The organism is Pseudomonas sp. RGB (genome assembly GCF_007713445.1).
Classification (GTDB): Bacteria; Pseudomonadota; Gammaproteobacteria; order Pseudomonadales; family Pseudomonadaceae; genus Aquipseudomonas.
Genome location: NZ_VMSH01000014.1, coordinates 62999 through 84417, shown reverse-complemented (window position 1 = coordinate 84417; position 21419 = coordinate 62999). Strand labels below are relative to the sequence as shown.

Annotated in this window: 21 protein-coding genes; 15 read left to right on the top strand and 6 right to left on the bottom strand. The window is 59.0% G+C overall.

Annotated elements, in window-relative coordinates; all coding sequences use genetic code 11:
- Positions 1-201: 201 nt before the first annotated feature.
- Both FPT15_RS24075 and FPT15_RS24070 read right to left on the bottom strand, forming a co-directional pair.
- Positions 202-1803, bottom strand: a complete 1602-nt coding sequence (locus FPT15_RS24075; RefSeq protein WP_145165239.1) for an ABC transporter substrate-binding protein — start codon at positions 1801-1803, stop codon at positions 202-204.
- A 90-nt stretch (positions 1804-1893) separates the two neighbouring features.
- On the bottom strand, positions 1894-2610 hold the full coding sequence (locus FPT15_RS24070; RefSeq protein ID WP_145165237.1) for an SIMPL domain-containing protein: 717 nt from the start codon (positions 2608-2610) through the stop codon (positions 1894-1896).
- A 218-nt stretch (positions 2611-2828) separates the two neighbouring features.
- On the opposite strand from FPT15_RS24070, the gene FPT15_RS24065 reads away from it, so the two are divergent.
- The 3 genes from FPT15_RS24065 (at position 2829) to FPT15_RS24055 (ending at position 6468) form a co-directional block, all read left to right on the top strand.
- Positions 2829-4091, top strand: coding sequence for an ATP-binding protein (locus FPT15_RS24065; RefSeq protein WP_106578640.1), 1263 nt, complete (start codon positions 2829-2831; stop codon positions 4089-4091).
- Complete coding sequence (locus FPT15_RS24060) at positions 4084-4644, top strand: response regulator transcription factor (protein ID WP_003171731.1); 561 nt, start codon at positions 4084-4086, stop codon at positions 4642-4644. Before FPT15_RS24065 ends, FPT15_RS24060 begins: the two co-directional genes overlap by 8 nt.
- Before the next feature lie 99 nt (positions 4645-4743).
- Entirely contained in the window at positions 4744-6468 is a 1725-nt protein-coding gene (locus FPT15_RS24055) for an ABC transporter ATP-binding protein/permease (protein ID WP_145165235.1), read from the top strand.
- Between the two features lie 193 nt (positions 6469-6661).
- Here the strand turns inward: FPT15_RS24055 and FPT15_RS24050 are convergent, their stop codons facing one another.
- Complete coding sequence (locus FPT15_RS24050) at positions 6662-7099, bottom strand: YhcB family protein (RefSeq protein WP_145165233.1); 438 nt, start codon at positions 7097-7099, stop codon at positions 6662-6664.
- Between the two features lie 147 nt (positions 7100-7246).
- Between FPT15_RS24050 and FPT15_RS24045 the strand changes: the two genes are divergently transcribed.
- From FPT15_RS24045 to zapE, 3 genes are all read left to right on the top strand, one after another.
- Positions 7247-7876, top strand: coding sequence for an alpha/beta hydrolase (locus FPT15_RS24045; RefSeq protein WP_145165231.1), 630 nt, complete (start codon positions 7247-7249; stop codon positions 7874-7876).
- A gap of 24 nt (positions 7877-7900) precedes the next feature.
- A complete protein-coding gene (locus tag FPT15_RS24040) occupies positions 7901-9259 on the top strand; it encodes a tryptophan--tRNA ligase (protein ID WP_145165229.1) in 1359 nt (452 codons plus the stop codon).
- Between the two features lie 79 nt (positions 9260-9338).
- Complete coding sequence (gene zapE / locus FPT15_RS24035) at positions 9339-10433, top strand: cell division protein ZapE (protein WP_145165227.1); 1095 nt, start codon at positions 9339-9341, stop codon at positions 10431-10433.
- A 129-nt stretch (positions 10434-10562) separates the two neighbouring features.
- On the opposite strand, the gene FPT15_RS24030 is transcribed toward zapE, so the two are convergent.
- Positions 10563-11483: a GlxA family transcriptional regulator gene (locus FPT15_RS24030; RefSeq protein WP_178119741.1), complete on the bottom strand. Its 921-nt coding sequence runs from the start codon at positions 11481-11483 to the stop codon at positions 10563-10565.
- Positions 11484-11703: 220 nt separating this feature from the next.
- On the opposite strand from FPT15_RS24030, the gene FPT15_RS24025 reads away from it, so the two are divergent.
- The gene (locus FPT15_RS24025) at positions 11704-12840 is read left to right on the top strand and encodes an acyl-CoA dehydrogenase family protein (RefSeq protein ID WP_145165223.1); all 1137 of its coding nucleotides are present in this window, start codon (positions 11704-11706) and stop codon (positions 12838-12840) included.
- 112 nt (positions 12841-12952) lie between these two features.
- Here the strand turns inward: FPT15_RS24025 and FPT15_RS24020 are convergent, their stop codons facing one another.
- Positions 12953-13993 (bottom strand): NADP(H)-dependent aldo-keto reductase, encoded by a 1041-nt coding sequence (locus FPT15_RS24020; RefSeq protein WP_145165221.1) that lies wholly within the window; start codon positions 13991-13993, stop codon positions 12953-12955.
- A 248-nt stretch (positions 13994-14241) separates the two neighbouring features.
- Between FPT15_RS24020 and rplM the strand changes: the two genes are divergently transcribed.
- The 8 genes from rplM (at position 14242) to FPT15_RS23980 (ending at position 20041) form a co-directional block, all read left to right on the top strand.
- The gene (rplM, locus tag FPT15_RS24015; RefSeq protein WP_003171742.1) at positions 14242-14670 is read left to right on the top strand and encodes a 50S ribosomal protein L13; all 429 of its coding nucleotides are present in this window, start codon (positions 14242-14244) and stop codon (positions 14668-14670) included.
- A gap of 14 nt (positions 14671-14684) precedes the next feature.
- Positions 14685-15077, top strand: coding sequence for a 30S ribosomal protein S9 (rpsI, locus tag FPT15_RS24010; RefSeq protein ID WP_003171743.1), 393 nt, complete (start codon positions 14685-14687; stop codon positions 15075-15077).
- 265 nt (positions 15078-15342) lie between these two features.
- Positions 15343-15939 carry a ubiquinol-cytochrome c reductase iron-sulfur subunit gene (petA, locus tag FPT15_RS24005; RefSeq protein ID WP_003216040.1) on the top strand — a complete coding sequence of 199 codons (597 nt, stop codon included), beginning with the start codon at positions 15343-15345 and terminating at the stop codon, positions 15937-15939.
- Positions 15939-17150 (top strand): cytochrome bc complex cytochrome b subunit, encoded by a 1212-nt coding sequence (locus tag FPT15_RS24000; protein WP_145165219.1) that lies wholly within the window; start codon positions 15939-15941, stop codon positions 17148-17150. Before petA ends, FPT15_RS24000 begins: the two co-directional genes overlap by 1 nt.
- Entirely contained in the window at positions 17150-17929 is a 780-nt protein-coding gene (locus FPT15_RS23995) for a cytochrome c1 (protein WP_145165217.1), read from the top strand. Before FPT15_RS24000 ends, FPT15_RS23995 begins: the two co-directional genes overlap by 1 nt.
- Before the next feature lie 149 nt (positions 17930-18078).
- On the top strand, positions 18079-18696 hold the full coding sequence (locus FPT15_RS23990; protein ID WP_106578651.1) for a glutathione S-transferase N-terminal domain-containing protein: 618 nt from the start codon (positions 18079-18081) through the stop codon (positions 18694-18696).
- A 17-nt stretch (positions 18697-18713) separates the two neighbouring features.
- Positions 18714-19133 carry a ClpXP protease specificity-enhancing factor gene (locus FPT15_RS23985; protein ID WP_145165215.1) on the top strand — a complete coding sequence of 140 codons (420 nt, stop codon included), beginning with the start codon at positions 18714-18716 and terminating at the stop codon, positions 19131-19133.
- A 158-nt stretch (positions 19134-19291) separates the two neighbouring features.
- Complete coding sequence (locus FPT15_RS23980; RefSeq protein WP_106578653.1) at positions 19292-20041, top strand: FadR/GntR family transcriptional regulator; 750 nt, start codon at positions 19292-19294, stop codon at positions 20039-20041.
- Between the two features lie 162 nt (positions 20042-20203).
- Here the strand turns inward: FPT15_RS23980 and FPT15_RS23975 are convergent, their stop codons facing one another.
- Positions 20204-21361: a phospholipase gene (locus tag FPT15_RS23975; protein ID WP_145165213.1), complete on the bottom strand. Its 1158-nt coding sequence runs from the start codon at positions 21359-21361 to the stop codon at positions 20204-20206.
- Between the last annotated feature and the right edge of the window lie 58 nt (positions 21362-21419).

The window sequence follows — 21419 nt, the reverse complement described above, 5'->3', positions numbered from 1 at the left end:
TGCGGATACTTATGCAGGGGCCATACCCATTGCAAGATGCTGAACCGTCGTGGAGGCCAAACAGTGGTACGAACGTACAGGAATGTCGCATTTATGAAAGTTTGTACATAAATGCATATATATAGAGGGTTTTTTCGGTGCATTTGACGCACCAAAAAAGCCCAACCGAGGCGTCTGGCGCACTCGGTTGGGGCGCAGCTGTTACTTATCTAGACTGACACCATAAAACGGCGTCAGGCCAAAAGGACTGATCTTGAAGTCCTGCACTTCTTTTCGAATAGGCTGGAAAACCGTCGAGTTTGCGATAGGCGTTATAGGTACTTGTTCCTTAAGGATTTTTTGTGCCTGTTGATACCACTTGATGCGCTGGTCGCGGTCACTGCTGACTTTGGCTTGCTGCACCAGTTTGTCGTAGGCCGGGTTACACCATTTGGCGTAGTTGCTGCCTTTGACCGCGGCACAACTGTAGAGCACGCCGAGCCAGTTATCCGGGTCGCCGTTGTCGCCGGTCCAGCCGTAAATCATCGCGTCATGTTCGCCATTTTTGGCGCGTTTGATGTATTCGCCCCATTCGTAGCTGACTATGTTGGCTTTGATACCCACCTTGTCCCAATCCTGCTGGATCATCTGCGCCGACATTCGCGCGTTTGGATTGGAGGCGCGCTGCACGGTCATCGCCCAAAGATTGATGGTGGTACCTGGTGCAACCCCTGCTTCTTTTAGTAGCGCCCGCGCCTTGGTCGGGTCGTATGGCGCGTCCTTGATGGTGGGGTCATAAGACCACTGGGCAGGTGGCAATGCGTTCTGCGCCAATTGCCCGGCGCTCTGGTACACAGCCTTGATGATCGCCGGCTTGTCGATGGCCATATCCAGGGCCTGACGCACTTTGAGTTGGTCGAGCGGCGGGTGAGTCACGTTGTAAGCAAGAAAGCCCAGGTTGAAACCGGCTTGTTGCAGCACGCGCAGGTTTGGGTCCTGTTTCATCACCTCGATATCGGCCGGGCGTGGGTAACCGCTGACCTGGCATTCGCCGGCCTTGAGCTTCTGCAAGCGCGAAGCGGCGTCCGGAGTGATGGCAAACACCAAGTTGTCGAGCTTCACATCCTCGGGTTTCCAATACTGTTTATTGGCGACGTAACGGATCTGCGAGTCTTTCTGGTAGCGCTTGAACACAAACGGCCCGGTGCCGACGGGTTTCTGGTTGATGTCTTCAGCCTTGCCCTGTTTCAACAGCTGGTCGGCGTATTCGGCCGATTGCACCGAGGCAAAACTCATGGCCAGGTTTTGCACGAACGAGGCATCGACATTATTCAGGTTGAAACGCACGGTGTGCTCGTCGAGTTTTTCGACGTTTTTAATCGTGGTGTTCAACCCCATGTCGGTGAAGTATGGCGACTCGGACGGGTAAGCCTTGCGAAATGGGCTGTCGGCATCCAGCAGGCGGTTGAAGGTAAACAGCACGTCATCCGCGTTGAAGTTGCGGGTAGGGGTGAAGTAGTCGGTGGTGTGGAACTTGACGCCATCGCGCAGATGGAAGGTGTAGCTCAGGCCGTCATTGGATACATCCCAGCTTGTTGCCAGGCCGGGTTCGACTTCGGTGCCGCCACGCTTGAACTGGGTCAAGCGGTTGAACACGGTTTCGGCGGAGGCATCAAAATCGGTGCCGCTGGTGTACTGACTGGGGTCGAAGCCGGCAGGGCTGGCTTCGGAGCAGTAGACCAGGGTGCTGGCCGCCTGGGCCATCGGCATGAACGCCAGCAGGCTTGCAGCCAGGAGTAGCGGTTTGAAAGCGGTTCTTTCCATGGAAACTCCTGAAGTGGCAGGCCTATACAGCCGCCCAAACGAAAACGGCGGCAACCGAGGTTACCGCCGTTCAGGTTTGTCAGGTAGAGGTCACTGCATCTGTACTTCGATCACGCCGTCGGCGCTCATGTTGACCTGGCTGGTACCCGCTTCTACTTCAGGCGTCGGTGCCGAATCCGCCATCGCCGCTTTCATCATCATGCCGGCGCCGCGCGCGTAAGGCATCGGGTAACCATTGGTGTTGAAGTTCAGGTTGACGATCTTGTAGCCCTTGCCGCCCAGCGCATCGGTGGCCAGCTGCGCGCGCGCCTTGAAGGCGGCGACCGCGTCTTTAAGCAGGGCATCTTCGCTGGACTTGCGCGTGGCGTCGGCGATGGCGAAGTCCATGTTTTCCATTTTCAGGGTGTTCAGCAGATCGCCGGTGAGCTTGGACAGCGCCGGGAAATCCGCGCTTTCCAGGCGCAGTTCGGCACGCTCGCGCCAGCCGGTGATCTTCTGGTTCTTGTTGTCGTAGATCGGGTAGCTGTTGCGGCTGCCCTGGCGCAGGGTCACGCCTTTGACTTCGCGCGCTTCGCCCAGGGCCTTGTTCAGGGTGGTGGTGATTTCGGCGGCGAGCTTGGCCGGGTCGGTGTTTTGTGACTCGGTATAAAGGGTGACGATCATCTTGTCGCGAGCCACTTCCTGGCTGACTTCGGCACGCAGGGAGATCTGGTTGTAATGCAGTTCATCGGCGGCCATGGCCGGCAGGCTGGCCAGGGCGCTGGCGCTGAGAGTGAGGACAGCTGCACTGCGAGTGAAACGAGACATGGAAGCTCCTTGGGATGGTCGTGTTGGTATAACCGTGTTCGGTAAGACTGTAGACGGTGCTATCGGGTTCTTCGGGTTTACACATTCGCTACAAGTGGCGCGGTGCCGACGAACGGTCATCTGCCCGGCCTGCGTCAAAGAGCCACACGCGCCGTGCCAGCGGGTCTGCTTCGTTTATACTCCTGCCGATCCGCCTGCAGCGCTCACCGGGAGAGCTCATGCTCGCCGCCGTAAAACTGACTTCCGCCACCCGCCAGAACCTCTGGCGCCTGACGTTCATTCGTACCTTGGTACTGGCCGCACAGGCCGGCTCCGTCGGGCTCGCGTATTGGTTCGACCTGCTGCCGCTGCCGTGGCTGCAGCTGGCCGTGACACTGGGCTTTTCCATCGTGCTGTGTGTGTTCACCGCCATTCGGCTGCGCACCACGTGGCCGGTGACCGAGCTGGAATACGCGCTGCAATTGGCCTGCGACCTGTTTATCCACAGTGTGTTGCTTTATTTCTCCGGTGGTTCCACCAACCCGTTCGTGTCTTATTACCTGGTGCCGCTGACCATTGCCGCCGTGACGTTGCCATGGCGCTATTCGGTGGTGCTGTCGGGCATCGCGCTGACGCTGTACACCTTGCTGTTGGCGCAGTTTTACCCCCTGAAGACCTTCCCTATCGCCCGGGAAAATCTGCAGATCTACGGGATGTGGCTGAGCTTTGCGCTGTCCGCTGCGGTTATCACGTTTTTTGCCGCGCGCATGGCCGAAGAGCTGCGCCGCCAGGAAGAATTGCGCGCCATTCGCCGTGAAGAAGGCCTGCGTGACCAGCAGTTGCTGGCCGTCGCCACCCAGGCCGCCGGCGCCGCCCATGAACTGGGCACACCGCTGGCAACCATGAGCGTACTGCTCAAGGAAATGACCCAGGACCATCACGACCCGGCGCTGCAAGATGACCTGAGCGTGTTGCAGGAACAGGTCAAGCAGTGCAAGCAGACCTTGCAGCAACTGGTACGCGCCGCCGAGGCCAATCGCCGCCTGGCGGTGGAGATGCAGGACGTGACCCAGTGGCTCGACGAAGCCCTGAACCGCTGGCACCTGATGCGCCCCGAAGCCAGTTACCGTTTCAACCTGCTGGGCCAGGGCAGCGTGCCGCGCATGGCGCCACCACCAGACCTGACGCAGGCGTTGCTCAACCTGCTGAACAACGCCGCCGATGCCTGCCCTGAAGGGTTGGGCGTGCAACTGGACTGGGACGCGGAAAACGTGACCATCAGCATTCGTGACCACGGCGCGGGCGTGCCGCTGGCCATTGCCGAGCAGATCGGCAAACCCTTCTTTACCACCAAGGGCAAAGGCTTCGGCCTCGGCCTGTTTTTGAGCAAGGCCAGCGTGACCCGCGCGGGCGGCTCAGTGAAGCTCTATAGTCATGAGGAAGGTGGCACGCTCACCGAGCTGCGCCTGCCCCGTGTCGCACGAGGAGATATCGATGAGTGACGAGATCCAAGTCGAAGGCGAAGAACTGCCGCACCTGCTGCTGGTAGATGACGACGCCACCTTTACCCGCGTGATGGCGCGCGCCATGAGCCGCCGTGGTTTTCGCGTGAGCACCGCAGGCTCGGCCGAAGAAGGCCTGACCATCGCCCAGGCCGATTTGCCGGACTACGCCGCGCTCGACCTGAAAATGGACGGCGACTCCGGCCTGGTGCTGCTGCCCAAGTTGCTGGAACTCGACCCTGAAATGCGCGTGGTGATCCTCACCGGTTACTCGAGCATCGCCACCGCCGTCGAGGCCATCAAGCGCGGCGCCTGCAATTATTTGTGCAAGCCGGCGGACGCCGACGACGTGCTGGCCGCGCTGCTCTCCGAGCATGCCGACCTCGACACCCTGGTGCCGGAAAACCCGATGTCGGTGGACCGTCTGCAGTGGGAGCATATTCAGCGCGTGTTGACTGAACACGAAGGCAATATCTCCGCTACCGCCCGCGCCCTGGGCATGCACCGGCGTACCCTGCAACGCAAGCTGCAGAAGCGTCCGGTACGGCGCTGAACAAAGTCTGAACAATCTGCTTCAGGCCGCACGGAGCCCTGAACCGATCGTCTATGATCGGTTCAAACGCCTGTCACTTTTTCCTACCGAGCCTGAACGATGAATCAGAACGCTGAGTACTCCGCGGTCAACGATGCGGTGCGTGGGCACTTCTTTCGCCGAACCTGGGCGATGATCACGCCCTATTGGCGCAGCGAAGAGAAGGGCAAGGCCTGGTTGTTGCTGGCTGCAGTGATTGGCCTGTCGCTGTTCAGCGTGGCGATCTCCGTGTGGATCAACCACTGGTATAAAGACTTCTACAACGCGCTGGAGAAGAAGGACACCGCCGCCTTCTGGCAACTGATCGGCTATTTCGGCGGGATCGCCGCCGTAGCGATTCTCGGCGCGGTCTACCGCCTCTACCTGACTCAGATGCTGACGATCCGCTGGCGTGCCTGGCTCACCGAAAAGCATTTTGCACGTTGGCTTGCCCACAAGAATTACTACCAGCTGGAGCAGGGCGGTTACACCGATAACCCGGACCAGCGGATTTCCGAAGACCTCAACAACTTCACCTCCAGCACCTTGAGCCTTGGCCTGGGCCTGCTGCGTAACGTGGTGAGCCTGGTGTCGTTCTCGATCATCCTGTGGGGCGTGTCGGGCAGTATCGAAGTGTTTGGTTTCACCATCCCCGGCTATATGTTCTGGTGCGCATTGGTCTACGCGGGCGTCGGTAGCTGGCTGACCCACCTGATCGGCCGTCGTTTGATCGGCCTGAGCAACCAACAACAACGCTTTGAAGCAGACCTGCGTTTCTCCATGGTGCGTGTGCGTGAGAACGCCGAGAGCATCGCCTTGTACAACGGCGAGCCGAATGAAAACCAGCGCCTGAGCGCACGCTTTGGCAAGGTCTGGCACAACTTCTGGGACATCATGAAAGTGTCCAAGCGCCTGACCTTTTTCACCGCTGGCTATAGCCAGATTGCGATCATCTTCCCCTTCATTGTCGCCGCGCCACGCTACTTCACCGGCAAGATCGAGCTGGGCGAGCTGATGCAAATCAACTCGGCGTTCGGCAACGTGCAAGAGAACTTCAGCTGGTTTATCAACGCGTATTCGGAGTTGGCTTCATGGCGCGCGACCAGTGATCGTCTGCTCAGCTTTCATCAGGCCATGAGTGATAACGAGCAGCGTGTGCCCGCCATCGATGTGCACCCCGAGGGCGAGCGCCTGGTGGTGAAAAACCTGGGCATGGATTTGGCTGACGGTCGTCACTTGCTGACCGACGCCGACATGACCGTAGAGCCGGGCCAGCGCGTGATGCTCAGCGGGCGCTCAGGCAGCGGCAAGAGTACGCTGCTGCGCGCAATGGGCCACCTCTGGCCAGCGGGCCACGGCAGCATTCGTCTGCCGGCTGCGCGTTACCTGTTTCTGCCGCAAAAGCCTTACTTGCCCATTGGCACGCTGAAGGCTGTGTTGAGTTATCCACAAGACGACAGCGCGTACTCGGCCGAACGTTATGTACAGGTCCTGGAAACGTGCCGCCTGCCGCATCTGGTTGCGCGCCTGGACGAAGCCAATCACTGGCAACGCATGCTCTCGCCGGGTGAGCAGCAGCGGCTGGCTTTTGCTCGCGCGTTGTTGTTCGCGCCGCAATGGCTGTACATGGATGAAGCCACCTCGGCGATGGATGAGGAAGACGAAGCCACGTTGTATCAAGCATTGATTGACGAGTTGCCGGGACTGAGCATCGTCAGCGTCGGCCATCGCAGCAGCCTCAAGCGCTTCCATGGGCGGCATGTACGGATTGACGGTGGGTTGTTGCAGGAGCAGCAACCGGCTTAAGGTCGTGCGCGGTCAATCTGGGAGCGGGCTTGCTCGCGAATACGGTCTGTCAGTTAGCGATGTACTGACTGACCCACCGCGTTCGCGGGCAAGCCCGCTCCCACAGTGGATCCCCAGTGTTCTGGAGAGTGAAGCCCAATAAAAAGCCCGGCTGATCATCGATCAGCCGGGCTTTTTGTTGCTTGCAGAAGACTTACTTCTTCAAGCCGTAATGCTCATCCAGCATGCCTGGGGCGTCCGGCGTTTTTGGCGCGTAGTCCCGTGGTGGCTCCTGGTTTTCCCGCGGAGGCGTCAGGCGCTCCCGTGGCGCGTGCGGTGCATCGGAATGCAGCGCGGCCAGCAGACGCTGGCGGGTGATGTCGTCGAGGGCCAGGCGGTTAGCGCCATCGGCGAGGTGATCCTGTACGTCCTGGTAGCTCTGGGTAAGCTTCTTGACCAGGGTCGCGGTGCTGTTGAAGTGGGTAACAACCTCGTTCTGATAACTGTCAAAACGTTCCTGAATGTCATCCAACTGACGCTGCGTGCGGTTAGGCGCGGCATTTGGCAGCAGGCGGGCAACCAGGAATCCAATGGCGACACCGGCAACCAAGGCGAGAGTCGGCAACAACCAAACTAAGAGCGAGTGTTCCACGAGTCCTTCCTCTATAAACGGCTTTGCTTTACGTTAACGGCTCGGACCTGCGCTGTATACCGCGATTAAGCTCGCAATGATGCCATGCACAGACTTTTAGCTAGACGAGTCGACCCTTTGTGAGGTCACGGAGTTCATTCCTTGCTCATGCGTGAAACCCCCGTTTTGATCGATGGCCCGGTTGGCCAATTGGAAGCCCTGTACCTGGATCACCCCGAGCCACGTGGCCTGGCGCTGATCTGCCACCCTAACCCGGTGCAGGGCGGGACCATGCTCAATAAAGTTGTCTCGACCTTGCAACGCACCGCTCGCGATGCCGGTTTGATTACTTTACGTTTCAATTACCGCGGCGTCGGTGCCAGCGCCGGTACCCACGACATGGCCACCGGTGAAGTGGATGATGCCGAAGCGGCCGCCACCTGGCTGCGGGAAAAACACCCCGACCTGCCGCTCACCCTGCTCGGGTTTTCCTTTGGTGGTTACGTGGCCGCCAGCCTCGGCGGCCGTCTGGAAGCCAAGGGTGAAAAGCTCGCGCACCTGTTCATGGTGGCCGCCGCCGTGATGCGCCTGCGTGATACCGACGTGCTGCCCCAAGGCTGCCCATTGACTTTGATCCAGCCGGAAACCGACGAAGTGGTCGACCCGCAGGTGGTCTACGATTGGTCCGCTGCCTTGAAACGCCCCCATGAGCTGCTGAAAGTGGCAGAATGCGGGCACTTTTTTCATGGCAAGCTCACCGATCTCAAGGATCTGGTGCTGCCGCGCCTCTCGAATTGATAGCAGTCTGATAAGCGATTACCCATGACGACTCGTACCCGTATTCTCACCGGCATCACCACCACCGGCACGCCGCACCTGGGCAACTACGCCGGCGCGATCCGCCCGGCGATCCTCGCCAGCCAGGACGCGAATGCCGATTCCTTCTACTTCCTGGCCGACTACCACGCCCTGATCAAATGCGATGACCCGCAGCGCATCCAGCGCTCGCGTATGGAAATTGCCGCGACCTGGCTGGCCGGTGGCCTGGATGTGAACCGGGTGACGTTCTATCGCCAGTCCGACATCCCGGAAATTCCTGAACTGACCTGGCTGCTGACCTGTGTTGCCGCCAAGGGCCTGCTCAACCGCGCCCACGCCTACAAGGCCTCGGTGGATAAAAACCTGGAAACCGGCGAAGACCCGGACGCGGGCATCACCATGGGCTTGTACAGCTACCCGGTGCTGATGGCCGCGGACATCCTGATGTTCAACGCGCACAAGGTGCCGGTCGGCCGCGACCAGATCCAGCACGTGGAAATGGCCCGCGACATTGGCCAGCGTTTCAACCACCTGTTTGGCAACGGTAAAGAGTTCTTCACCATGCCTGAGGCGTTGATCGAAGAAAGCGTCGCCACCTTGCCGGGCCTGGATGGCCGCAAGATGTCCAAAAGCTACGACAACACCATCCCGTTGTTCACCAGCGCCAAGGACATGAAGGACGCGATCTCGCGGATCGTCACCGACTCGCGTGCCCCAGGCGAAGCCAAAGACCCGGACAACTCGCACCTGTTCACCCTGTTCCAGGCGTTTGCAACCAAGGCCCAGGAAGAAGAGTTCCGTGCCGAGCTGCTGCAAGGCCTGGGCTGGGGCGAGGCGAAGAGCCGTCTGTTCCAATTGCTCGACGGCCAACTGGGGGAGGCGCGCGAGCGTTATCACCAACTGATGTCGCGCCCCGCGGACATGGAAGACCTGTTGCTGATCGGTGCCAAGAAAGCCCGCGCCGTGGCGGCGCCGTTCCTGGCTGAGCTGCGTGAAGCGGTGGGCCTGCGCTCGTTCGTCAATCAGGCCGCCGCGCCGGTGGCAGCCAAGAAGAAAGCCGCCAAAGCCGCGCGCTTTGTGAGCTTTCGCGAAGACGACGGCAGCTTCCGCTTCCGCCTGCTGTCGGCCGATGGCGAGCAACTGCTGCTGTCGCGCAATTTTGCCGACGGCAAAGCGGCTGGTGCGGTGACCAAGCAATTGCAGTCGGGTCAAACGTTGGACATTCGCACCGAAAAGTATGGTTTCAATGTTTGGCTCGACGGTGAGTGTGTGGCCGAAAGTTCAGCGATTTACGCAGATGCTGCTCAACGAGATGCCGGTATTGATACCCTGCGCGTTGCGTTGACCCCAACCGAGGATTAACCCGACCAAGGGTTGATTGCCATTATCCAGGGCCGTCGTTACAGTGACGGCCCGTTTTTGTTGCCTTGCTAACGAAATTATGACGCCCCTAGAACGATATCAAGCTGATCTGAAACGCCCTGAATTCTTCCATGATGCCGCGCAGGAAAATGCGGTGCGTCATTTGCAGCGCCTGTACGACGACCTGGTCGCGGCCTCGCAAAACAAGCCAGGGATGTTCAGCAAGCTGTTTGGCAAGAAAGACCATACGCCGGTCAAAGGCCTGTACTTCTGGGGTGGCGTGGGCCGCGGCAAGACTTACCTGGTCGACACCTTCTTCGAAGCGCTGCCGTTCAAGGAAAAGGTGCGTACGCACTTCCACCGCTTCATGAAGCGCGTGCACGAAGAAATGAAGACGCTGCCGGGCGAGAAAAACCCGCTGACCATCATCGCCAAGCGTTTCTCCGATGAGGCGCGGGTGATTTGTTTCGACGAATTCTTTGTCTCCGACATCACCGATGCCATGATCCTCGGCACCCTGATGGAAGAGCTGTTCAAGAACGGCGTGACCCTGGTTGCGACCTCGAACATCGTGCCCGATGGCTTGTACAAGGACGGCCTGCAACGCGCGCGCTTCCTGCCGGCCATCGCGCTGATCAAGCAGAACACCGAGATCGTCAACGTCGACAGCGGCGTCGACTATCGCCTGCGTCACCTTGAGCAAGCGGAGCTTTACCACTACCCGCTGAACGAGGCCGCGCTGGACAGCCTGAAAAAAAGCTTCCGCGCGCTCACGCCGGAATGCACCAAGGCGGTCGAAAACGACAAGCTGATGATCGAGAACCGCGAAATCATCGCGCTGCGCACCTGCGATGACGTGGCCTGGTTCGAGTTCCGCCAGCTGTGCGATGGCCCGCGCAGCCAGAACGACTACATCGAACTGGGCAAGATCTTCCACGCGGTGATCCTGAGCGGCGTGGAACAGATGAGCGTCACCACTGACGACATTGCGCGCCGGTTTATCAACATGGTGGACGAATTCTACGACCGCAACGTCAAGCTGATCATCTCGGCGGAAGTCGAACTCAAGGACCTCTACACCGGCGGTCGCTTGAACTTCGAATTCCAGCGCACGCTGAGCCGCTTGCTGGAAATGCAGTCCCACGAGTTCCTGTCGCGCGGGCACAAACCCTAACAGCGACACACATAAAAGGTGGGAGGGGGCTTGCCCCCGATAGCGGTGTGTCAGGGCCAGGTGTACTGACTGAACTACCGCTATCGGGGGCAAGCCCCCTCCCACATTTTTTTCGGTGTTTGGCCCTGCTTAAGCGGCTTGCTGGAACTGCTGCCGGTATTGGTTCGGCGACAGCTCGGTGTGCTGGCGGAACAGCCGCGCAAAGAAGCTCGCATCGTCGTAACCCACCTCATAGCTGATGGTCTTGATGCTTTTGCGGCTGCCCGAGAGCAAGCCTTTGGCGGTCTCGATGCGCAGGCGTTGCAGGTAGTGCAGCGGCTTGTCGCCGGTGGCGGTCTGGAAACGGCGCATGAAGTTGCGGATGCTCATGCCGTGTTCGCGGGCGACGTCTTCGAAGCGAAACTTGTCGGCAAAGTGCTCTTCGAGCCAGTGCTGGATCTGCAGGATGATCACGTCCTGGTGCAGCTTCTGCCCACCAAAACCAATGCGGCCCGGTGCGTAGCTGCGTTGCACTTCGTAGAGGATGTCGCGGGCCACGGCCTGGGCGATGTTGGCGCCGCAGAAGCGTTCGATCAGGTAGATATAAAGGTCGCACGCCGAGGTGGTGCCGCCGGCGCAATACAGGTTGTCGGCGTCGGTCAGGTGCTTGTCCTGGTTGAGCTGCACCTTGGGGAAGCGTTCGCTGAAGGCATTGAAGAAACGCCAGTAGGTGGTCGCCTCCTTGCCATCGAGCAATCCGGCCTCGGCCAGCCAGAACACTCCGGTGGCCTCGCCGCAGAGTACAGCGCCGCGTGCGTGTTGCTGGCGCAGCCAGGGCAGCACTTGCGGGTAGCGTGTGCATAACGCGTCGAAGTCGTCCCAGAAGGCCGGTAGCACGATGATGTCGGCGTCTTCCAGGCCGCCGTCCACCGGCATGATCACATCACTGAAGCTGCGCACCGATTGCCCGTCGGGGCTGACCAGGCGCGTTTCAAACGCCGGGGTCAGGCCCAGGCCTTGTTGTTTGCCATAACGCAGGCTGGCGAGATGGAAGAAATCCTTGGCTTGCATGAGGGTGGAAGCGAATACCCGATCAATGGCCAAAATGCTGACGCGCCGCAAGGGCGTGGAGATTTGGTTAGACATAATTTCATTTATTCTTATAGGGGAAAGTGGTCACCAGACGGCTGGATCGTCTTATTTTTTGTCGCATGTGTCCAGTGTCCCGTGACGGCTTCGCGGCATAGGCTCTGTGGTCTGGCCTTTGTCCGACAATCCACGCAGGTGACCCATGATCCCCAGAACCTTGTTCAGCTCGGAGCACGAACTCTTTCGCGAGAGCGTGCGCACCTTCCTTGAAAAACACGCCGCGCCGTTCCATGGGCAATGGGAGAAACAGGGCTATATCGACCGTGCGTTGTGGAGCAAGGCGGGGGAGGCGGGGATGCTTTGCTCCCACTTGCCGGAAGAGTATGGCGGCCTGGGCGCCGACTTTCTCTACAGCGCGGTGGTGATCGAAGAGGTCAGTCGCCTGGGTTTGACAGGCATCGGTTTCTCGCTGCATTCGGACATCGTCGCGCCATACATCCTGCATTACGGCAGCGAGGCGCTGAAGCAGAAGTACCTGCCCAAATTGATTTCCGGTGAAATGGTGACGGCCATCGCCATGACCGAGCCAGGGGCGGGTTCCGACTTGCAGGGCGTGAAGACCACCGCGGTGCTGGATGGCGATGAGTACGTGATCAACGGCTCAAAGACCTTCATCACCAATGGCTTTCTCGCCGAGCTGGTGATCGTCGTGGCCAAGACCGATCCCAAGGCCGGCGCCAAGGGCACCAGCCTGTTTCTGGTGGAAGCCGACACGCCGGGCTTCGACAAGGGCAAGCGCCTGGAGAAGGTGGGCATGAAGGCCCAGGACACCTCGGAGCTGTTTTTCCAGGACGTGCGTGTGCCCAAGGGCAACCTGCTGGGGCAGGCGGGCATGGGCTTCGCCTATTTGATGCAGGAGTTGCCGCAGGAGCGTTTGACCGTGGCGATTGCTGCGCTCTCATCGGCGGAGGCGGCGCTGCAGTGGACCTTGGAATACACACGCGAGCGCAGGGCGTTCGGCAAGGCGATTGCCGATTTCCAGAACACCCGGTTCAAGCTGGCGGAGATGGCCACGGAGATTCAGATCGGTCGCGTGTTTGTCGACCAGTGCATGGCGTTGCACCTGGAAGGCAAGCTCGACGTGCCTACTGCAGCGATGGCCAAGTATTGGGCCACGGACCTGCAATGCAAGGTGCTCGACGAGTGTGTGCAGCTGCACGGCGGTTACGGCTTTATGTGGGAATACCCGATCGCGCGGGCCTGGGCGGATGCGCGGGTGCAGCGGATTTATGCGGGGACCAACGAAATCATGAAAGAGATTATTGCGCGAGCGCTTTGATCTTCGGTGGTGCTCAGGGCCTCATCGGGGGCAAGCCCCCTCCCACATTTTGATGTGTGAATACAGTCAAATGTGGGAGCTGGCTTGCCTGCGATAGCTATCTAAAGATCAATCAAGGCGCTGGATTCGGATGATCCTTCTGAATCGCCTCAATCCCTTCCAACACTTCTTTCGACAGCTTCAAGTCAGCGCTGGCGATGTTGCTATCCAGTTGCTCCAAAGACGTCGCACCAATAATGTTGCTGGTCACAAACGGCTGTTGCGTCACAAACGCCAAGGCCATCTGCGCCGGGTCCAGGCCGTGTTCACGCGCCAACGCCACATAGCGGCTGCACGCCGCTTCGGACTGCGGGTTGAAGTAGCGGCTGAAACGGCTGTATTCGGTCAGGCGTGCCTTGGCCGGGCGTGCGCCGTTCTCGTACTTGCCGCTGAGCATGCCGAACGCCAGGGGCGAATACGCCAGCAGGCCGCACTGTTCACGAATTGCCACTTCCGCCAGGCCCACCTCAAAGCTGCGGTTGAGCAGGTTGTAGGGGTTCTGGATCGACACCGCGCGGGGCCAGCCACGGGCTTCGGCCAGGGCGAGGAACTTCATGGTGCCCCACGGGGTTTCGTTGGACAGGCCGATGTGGCGGATCTTGCCGGCTTTTACCTGCTCGTCCAGCGCTTCGAGGGTTTCTTCAAGCGGGGTGAGGTCGTCTTCGTCCTTGTGCTTGTAGCTCAGTTGGCCGAAGAAATTGGTGCTGCGTTCCGGCCAGTGCAGCTGGTAGAGGTCGATCCAGTCGGTTTGCAGGCGCTTGAGGCTGGCATCCAGTGCTTCGACGATGTGCTTGCGGTTGTGGCGCAGGTAGCCGTCGCGGATGTAGTCGATGGTGTTGCCGGGGCCGGCGATCTTGCTGGCGAGGATCCAGTCGGCACGGTCGCCGCGGCTTTTGAAGTAATTACCGATGTAACGCTCGGTGGTGGCATAGGTGTCGGCCTTGGGCGGCACCGGGTACATTTCCGCCGTGTCGAGGAAGTTGATCCCCGCGGCCTTGGCCCGTTCGATCTGCGCGAAGGCCTCTGCCTCGCTGTTCTGCTCACCCCAGGTCATGGTGCCCAAGGCTATCGCGCTTACGTTCAGATCGGTTCGGCCCAGCTGTCGATAATCCATCGGGTACTCCTTCAGGGAAAACAATCATAAAAGCAGGTTGAATTTTTTTTCGCAATCTGCATAATTGCCCACCTCTTTCTGCAGTGGAAGTGATGCGCCGCCTGCCGAAGAATCTTGCCGTTGAACGGACGCGCCGACCCGAGCCCCCGATAGCGTCTGTATCCGGCTGCCTTTGACTTGTCAAAGTACGCACTATTCAGTAAGATCCGCCGTCTAATTTACAGGGCGGCCCCTGAGGCTATTAAAGAATGACAACTTTTACTGCAAAACCGGAAACAGTTCAGCGCGACTGGTTTGTCGTCGACGCCGCTGGTCAGACCCTGGGTCGTCTGGCCACTGAAGTCGCCAGCCGTCTGCGTGGCAAGCACAAGCCTGAGTACACCCCTCACGTTGACACCGGTGACTACATCGTGATCATCAACGCTGAGCAGGTACGTGTTACCGGCAACAAAGCGCAAGACAAAATGTACTACCGTCACTCCGGTTTCCCAGGCGGTATCAAGTCTTCGAACTTTGAAGGCCTGATTTCCAAGAAGCCTGAAGCCCCGATCGAAATCGCGGTCAAAGGCATGCTGCCGAAGGGCCCACTGGGTCGCGATATGTTTCGCAAGCTGAAAGTCTATGCGGGCGCTGTACACCCTCATGCTGCTCAGCAGCCCCAAGAACTGAAGTTTTAACGGAATAGTTCATTATGTCGGCGACTCAAAATTACGGCACTGGCCGTCGCAAAACCGCAACCGCACGCGTTTTCCTGCGTCCGGGCACTGGTAACATCTCGATCAACAACCGCACTCTGGACAACTTCTTCGGTCGCGAAACTGCCCGCATGGTAGTTCGTCAGCCGCTGGAACTGACCGAGACTGTTGAAAAGTTCGACATCTACGTCACCGTTATCGGTGGCGGTGTAAGTGGTCAAGCTGGCGCAATCCGCCACGGTATCACTCGCGCTCTGATGCAGTACGACGAAACCCTGCGTGGCGCACTGCGCAAAGCTGGCTTCGTAACTCGCGATGCTCGTGAAGTTGAACGTAAGAAAGTCGGTCTGCGTAAAGCGCGTAAGCGTCCGCAGTACTCGAAGCGTTAATTCGCTTTACGTTCCACAAAAACGCCCAACTCCTCACGGAGCTGGGCGTTTTTTATTGCCTGCGATTTATGCACAAATTTCGCCGTGACAACTTGCCACATCCGTAGACCCCCTATACTACAAGGCCTGGAGAGGGAGCCCCGGGCAATTCCCTTGTCATACGTGGGGCTTTTCATTACCATTCGGCAAAATTTTTATAAGTAAAGATTCAACACTTAGTAGACGCCTGATTTAACAGGCCAAAAAGCTGATGGGAGAGGACTGAATGAGCAATGACGGCGTGAATGCAGGCCGGCGTCGCTTCTTGGTAGCAGCCACATCCGTGGTGGGTGCTGCAGGAGCGGTGGGGGCTGCGGTCCCGTTCGTGGGGTCATGGTTTCCCAGTGCCAAGGCGAAAGCCGCAGGTGCACCGGTGAAGGTGAATGTCAGCAAGATCGACCCAGGCCAGCAGATGATTGCTGAGTGGCGCGGTCAGCCGGTCTTCATCGTTCGTCGTACTGAGGAAATCCTGGGGAATCTGAAAAAAATCGAAGGTCAGCTGTCTGATCCCGACTCGAAGAATTCCGACCAACCCGCCTACGTCGATAAGGAAATCCGTTCGATCAAGCCAGAGATTCTGCTGCTGATCGGTATCTGCACCCACCTCGGCTGCTCGCCTACCTTCCGCCCTGAAGTTGCTCCTGCCGACCTGGGCAAAGATTGGGTGGGTGGTTACTTCTGCCCTTGCCATGGCTCTCATTACGACCTGGCCGGCCGCGTCTACAAGTCACAACCCGCACCACTGAACCTGCCAGTTCCGCCACATCACTACGAGACTGACAGTGTCATTGTCATTGGCGTCGACGAGGGGGAGAAAGCCTGATGAGCAAGTTCATGGATTGGGTGGATGCGCGCTTCCCCGCTACCAAAATGTGGGAAGACCATCTCAGCAAATATTACGCACCAAAAAACTTCAACTTCTTCTACTTCTTCGGCTCCCTGGCGCTGTTGGTGCTGGTCAACCAACTCGTCACCGGCGTCTGGCTGACGATGAGCTACACACCTTCGGCTGAAGAGGCCTTTGCGTCCGTTGAAGGGATCATGCGCGACGTCGAGTACGGCTCGATTCTGCGTTTGCTTCACTCCACCGGCGCCTCGGCGTTCTTCATCGTGGTCTACATGCACATGTTCCGTGGCTTGCTCTATGGCTCATACCAGAAACCCCGCGAGCTGGTGTGGGTGTTTGGCATGCTGATCTATCTGGCGCTGATGGCAGAGGCCTTCATGGGTTACCTGCTGCCGTGGGGGCAGATGTCGTACTGGGGCGCTCAGGTGATCATCTCGCTGTTCGGCGCGATCCCGGTCATCGGCAACGACCTGACCCAGTGGATCCGTGGTGACTACCTGATCTCCGGCATCACCTTGAACCGCTTCTTCGCCTTGCACGTTGTGGCCCTGCCGATCGTGATTCTCGGCCTGGTGGTGCTGCACATCCTGGCGCTGCACGAAGTGGGTTCGAACAACCCCGATGGCGTCGACATCAAGAAGCACAAAGACGAAAACGGCATCCCGCTGGACGGCATTCCGTTCCACCCGTACTACACCGTGAAAGACATTGTCGGCGTGGTGGTGTTCTTGTTCATCTTCTGCTCGATCGTGTTCTTTTTCCCGGAGATGGGCGGGTATTTCCTCGAGAAGCCTAACTTCGAACAGGCCAACGCCTTCAAGACGCCTGAGCACATTGCACCGGTCTGGTACTTCACGCCGTTCTACGCGATCTTGCGGGCGATTCCAGACAAGCTCATGGGCGTTGTTGCCATGGGCGCCTCGATTGCGCTGTTGTTTGTCCTGCCGTGGCTTGACCGCAGCCCGGTCAAATCGATGCGCTACAAGGGATGGTTGAGCCGAATCTGGCTGGTCGTGTTCTGCATCGCGTTCATGCTGCTGGGCTGGACCGGCGTCCAGGCACCGAAGCCTGCGCTGACGTTGCTGTCGCAGGTCTGCACCTTCCTGTACTTCGCCTACTTCATTCTGATGCCGTTCTACACCCGGCTCGAGAAGACCAAACCGGTTCCGGAAAGGGTGACTGGCTGATGAAAAAGTTATTCGTTGCTTTGATGCTTGCGGCACTGCCGCTACTGTCCTTCGCGGCCGAGCAGGGCCCGGAACTGGAAAAAGTCGATATCGACGTCTCTGACAAAGCTGCAATGCAAGATGGCGCGCGTACCTTCGCCAACTACTGCATGGGCTGCCACAGCGCCAAGTTCCAGCGCTATGAGCGGGTTGCCGATGACCTCGGTATCCCTCATGAGCTGATGCTGGAGAAACTGGTGTTCACCGGCGCCAAGATTGGCGACCACATGAACATCGGCATGCAGCCTGCCGACGCCAAAGCCTGGTTCGGTGCTGCACCGCCTGACCTGACCCTGGTGGCGCGCGTGCGGGGTACCGACTGGCTGTATGGCTACCTTAAATCCTTCTACGAAGACCCGGCGCGCCCTTGGGGTGTGAACAACAAAGTCTTCCCGAACGTCGGTATGCCTAACGTTCTGGTCGGCCTGCAGGGTCGCCAAGTGGTAGGATGCAAGCAGGTTCAGGTCGTTGAAGACGGCAAGAAGCAATATGATCCGTTGACCGGCACGCCTCTGACGCATGAAGCGTGTGATCAACTGACCATAGTGCCCAAGACCGGTACGCTGAACGAAGAGCAGTTCGACGAGAAGGTCAAGAATCTGGTGACCTTCCTGGCCTACTCGGCCAACCCGGTCAAACTGCAACATCAGCGCATCGGCACCTATGTATTGCTGTACCTGGCCTTCTTCTTCGTATTCGCCTATCTGCTCAAACGCGAATACTGGAAGGATGTGCATTGATCCAACCGTAAGCAATTGCTGTTAATCTTGCGCGCCCAGCGGCATCTCTGAACACGTAGCGGTCTGGTTGAACCAGGCACTGCAGAGATGCTCTCTGGGCGCGCTCGTTTTTGAGCTTTCGATAATTTCAACAAGCGAGGAGGACCGCCATGGGCGTGACCAATCGGTTGGCCTGTTACTCCGACCCCGCCGACCACTATTCCCACCGAGTACGCATCGTGCTCGCAGAGAAGGGTGTCAGCGCCGAGATCATCAGTGTGGAGGTGGGACGTCATCCGCCGAAACTGATCGAAGTGAACCCTTACGGCAGCTTGCCCACCCTGGTCGATCGTGACCTGGCGTTGTGGGAGTCAACCGTGGTGATGGAATACCTGGATGAGCGTTACCCGCATCCGCCTTTGTTGCCGGTGTACCCGGTGGCGCGTGCCAACAGCCGCCTGCTGATCCATCGGATCCAGCGTGACTGGTGCGGGCTGGTGGATGTGATTCTGGATTCACGCAGTAAAGAAGCCGTTCGGGTGCAGGCGCGCAAGGAATTGCGTGAGAGCCTGACCGGTGTTTCGCCGCTGTTCGCCGACAAACCTTTTTTCCTCAGCGAGGAACAAAGCTTGGTGGATTGCTGCCTATTACCCATACTCTGGCGCTTGCCGATCCTGGGCATTGAACTGCCACGGCCGGCCAAGCCGTTGCTTGATTACATGGAGCGCCAGTTTGCGCGTGAGGCTTTCCAGGCGAGTCTGTCTGGTGTCGAACGCGATATGCGCTAAGGCTTAAGGAGCCGCTGATGAACTCCAGTCGACCCTATTTGGTCCGCGCGCTCTATGAGTGGATTGTGGACAACGATTGCACCCCGCACATGCTGGTCAACTCCGAATTTCCCAAGGTTGACGTGCCTCAAGGCTTTGCCAGTGACGGGCAGATTGTGCTGAACGTATCACCCAGTGCCGTGCGCCACCTGCACATGGACAACGAGGCTGTCAGCTTCGAAGGGCGTTTTGGCGGCGTGGCCCATACGCTGTTCGTGCCGATTGGCGCGATTCTCGGGATCTATGCCCGCGAGAACGGCCAAGGCATGGTGTTCGATCTGGAGTCGCCTTTCGAGGACGACGAATCGATTGAAGGCGAAGACGGTGATGATGTACCACCACCGGACTCCGAGCCACCGCGTCCAAGCGGCCGGCCGAGCCTGAAAGTGGTGAAGTAAGCGGCTTTCACCCTCGGGTGAGCCTGAAAAATGCCTCGACATGCGTCGGGGCATTTTTTTGCGCGAAGGATGTGGATGAAAGTCGCGACACAACAGTGATCGTACAACCGCCATGGGCTATGATGCGGGCTCAAGTTCGCCGAGAAAGATGGTTCATCATGGAAAACGCCAACACCGCCCCTCGTCTTCCCCGCAAGCGCCGCAGCCTTGCCCAGGAATTGGTCACGGTGTTGTCTGAGCAGATCCGCGACGGTCAACTCAAACGTGGCGATAAGTTGCCCACCGAGTCGGCCATCATGGAAGCCCATGGCGTCAGCCGCACGGTCGTGCGTGAAGCCATCTCGCGCTTGCAGGCGGCGGGGCAGGTCGAAACCCGTCACGGTATCGGCACCTTTGTGTTGGACACGCCAAGCCCGAGCGGCTTCCGGATTGACCCGGCCACGGTGGTTACGCTGCGCGATGTGCTGGCGATTCTGGAGCTGCGGATCAGCCTGGAAGTGGAGTCCGCCGGCCTTGCCGCGCTACGTCGCAGCGACGAGCAACTGGCCGCCATGCGTGCGGCGCTCGATGCCCTGAATGAAAGCGCGGCCCACGCCGGCGATGCAGTGGCGTCAGACTTCGCGTTCCACCTGGAAATTGCGCTGTCCACCGGCAACCGCTACTTCACCGACATCATGACCCACTTGGGCACCAGCATCATTCCGCGTACGCGCCTGAATTCAGCACGCCTGGCTCACGACGATCAGCAGCACTACATGGGCCGCCTGAGCCGCGAGCACGAAGAGATTTATGAGGCAATTGCCCGCCAGGATTCGGACGCTGCACGCGCCGCCATGCGCTTGCATTTGACCAACAGCCGAGAGCGACTGCGCCATGCCCACGAAGAGGCAGAAGCGCAGCGCGGTTAACCGGGCAACCGAGTGGTGTCGGGAGTAAATCGATCCAAGTGTGGGAGCGGGCTTGCCCGCGAATGCGGTGTGTCAGTCTGCACATGCATCAACTGAAAAACGCCTTCGCGAGCAAGCCCGCTCCCACATTTTGATCTCCTTGGCCTGGAATTTTGCGTCTACTTAATTAGCCGGCTGATTGGGCTTGTAGTCCTTGAGCAGCAGATACGTACTCCAACCCCACCAATCATTGGTCCAGTGTTTGTCGTTCAGGTCATTCACGTCCTTGCGGCGCAGCACCTTGTCGCCTTCCGTCTTGAACAGCGGCGAAAAGTTATTCGCCGGGTTCTGCGCTGCGTTCAAATCCGGCACATACAGCGGCGCCTTGAAGTTGGCCGGGGAGGGCGCCACACCGCTGATAAAGGTCTCGAAGACCTCATCGGCCGAGGCCTGTACCGCCCGTTTGACCATCGCCCGATTGTCCGCGTCGATGGCATCGAAGTAGCGTTTATCCCCATAGGCATGCCATTGATCGCCCTTGGCGTTGCGCACCTTGAGCCCGAACTTGCTGTCCTCATCGTGCATGAAGCGGCTGATCAGCGAGCCCAGTTCGCCAGGCGTCACCACCGCCGCCAATTGCTTGCGCGGCACGCGCAGGTGGCCGGCGGAAAACAGGTCGGTCAAAAAGTGATCAGCAAAGCTGTTCATGGCGTAGGCCAATTCCAGTGCCTGATCGGTGCCGGTTTGATGGGCCGCGACCGCCTGTTGCAGTGCCGCCGTATGGCCAGCCAGATACGCGGATAGCGCCCATTCGCCGAAGTGGTCAGCGTTATCTGCGGCCAATTTCAGGTAGCGCCCCAGCGGAATCAATGCCGAAACGGCACTGCCGCCGCCGGTGATGCGGTTCCATTCCTCGGACAACGTATCACCCAGCGCGTCATAGGCTTCGTGCGGTTGTTTGCCGTCCTTGATCGCCTGGTTCACGGCGTTGATCTCCTTTTGCATCACCGCGAGGATTTTCCCGGCCTCTTCCCGCGAGGCTGGCAGCACCGCCAGCGAATTGAACGCTGCAGTAAAGCGCTGCACGCGATCGGCGGCGGACGCGCCGTCGCTGATCGGCTGGCCAGGAATGCCATAGAAGTCGCCGCCCAGCGCGATCACCTGACCATAGGTGAGTGCCAGCCCGTTGGGCAGGTGCAACTCGACTTGGTGGGCGGGAATCGCCGGGGCGTCTTTGACGAAACGCAACAGCGTGTCATCGCCGATGGCGGTGTGCTCACCGCCTTCGAAGCGCAGGGTAGGTGGGTTTTTCTCGGGGGCTGCGAGTTCAAGACCTGACATGTTAGCTCCTTGCTATGTCGTAGGAATCTTCCGTGATAACTGTATGTATATACAGTTA

Bases quoted from the DNA above. Each gene is read 5' to 3' on its own strand.
- FPT15_RS24020 (WP_145165221.1), bottom strand. From the start codon at position 13,993: ATGGATTATCGACAGCTGGGCCGAACCGATCTGAACGTAAGCGCGATA.
- FPT15_RS23990 (WP_106578651.1), top strand. From the start codon at position 18,079: ATGGGCGTGACCAATCGGTTGGCCTGTTACTCCGACCCCGCCGACCAC.
- FPT15_RS24075 (WP_145165239.1), bottom strand. From the start codon at position 1,803: ATGGAAAGAACCGCTTTCAAACCGCTACTCCTGGCTGCAAGCCTGCTG.
- FPT15_RS24065 (WP_106578640.1), top strand. From the start codon at position 2,829: ATGCTCGCCGCCGTAAAACTGACTTCCGCCACCCGCCAGAACCTCTGG.
- FPT15_RS24060 (WP_003171731.1), top strand. From the start codon at position 4,084: ATGAGTGACGAGATCCAAGTCGAAGGCGAAGAACTGCCGCACCTGCTG.
- FPT15_RS24025 (WP_145165223.1), top strand. From the start codon at position 11,704: ATGATCCCCAGAACCTTGTTCAGCTCGGAGCACGAACTCTTTCGCGAG.
- petA (WP_003216040.1), top strand. From the start codon at position 15,343: ATGAGCAATGACGGCGTGAATGCAGGCCGGCGTCGCTTCTTGGTAGCA.
- rplM (WP_003171742.1), top strand. From the start codon at position 14,242: ATGACAACTTTTACTGCAAAACCGGAAACAGTTCAGCGCGACTGGTTT.
- FPT15_RS23985 (WP_145165215.1), top strand. From the start codon at position 18,714: ATGAACTCCAGTCGACCCTATTTGGTCCGCGCGCTCTATGAGTGGATT.
- FPT15_RS24030 (WP_178119741.1), bottom strand. From the start codon at position 11,483: ATGCAAGCCAAGGATTTCTTCCATCTCGCCAGCCTGCGTTATGGCAAA.
- FPT15_RS24045 (WP_145165231.1), top strand. From the start codon at position 7,247: ATGCGTGAAACCCCCGTTTTGATCGATGGCCCGGTTGGCCAATTGGAA.
- FPT15_RS24000 (WP_145165219.1), top strand. From the start codon at position 15,939: ATGAGCAAGTTCATGGATTGGGTGGATGCGCGCTTCCCCGCTACCAAA.
- FPT15_RS24055 (WP_145165235.1), top strand. From the start codon at position 4,744: ATGAATCAGAACGCTGAGTACTCCGCGGTCAACGATGCGGTGCGTGGG.
- rpsI (WP_003171743.1), top strand. From the start codon at position 14,685: ATGTCGGCGACTCAAAATTACGGCACTGGCCGTCGCAAAACCGCAACC.
- FPT15_RS23995 (WP_145165217.1), top strand. From the start codon at position 17,150: ATGAAAAAGTTATTCGTTGCTTTGATGCTTGCGGCACTGCCGCTACTG.
- FPT15_RS23980 (WP_106578653.1), top strand. From the start codon at position 19,292: ATGGAAAACGCCAACACCGCCCCTCGTCTTCCCCGCAAGCGCCGCAGC.
- FPT15_RS24070 (WP_145165237.1), bottom strand. From the start codon at position 2,610: ATGTCTCGTTTCACTCGCAGTGCAGCTGTCCTCACTCTCAGCGCCAGC.
- FPT15_RS24040 (WP_145165229.1), top strand. From the start codon at position 7,901: ATGACGACTCGTACCCGTATTCTCACCGGCATCACCACCACCGGCACG.
- FPT15_RS23975 (WP_145165213.1), bottom strand. From the start codon at position 21,361: ATGTCAGGTCTTGAACTCGCAGCCCCCGAGAAAAACCCACCTACCCTG.
- zapE (WP_145165227.1), top strand. From the start codon at position 9,339: ATGACGCCCCTAGAACGATATCAAGCTGATCTGAAACGCCCTGAATTC.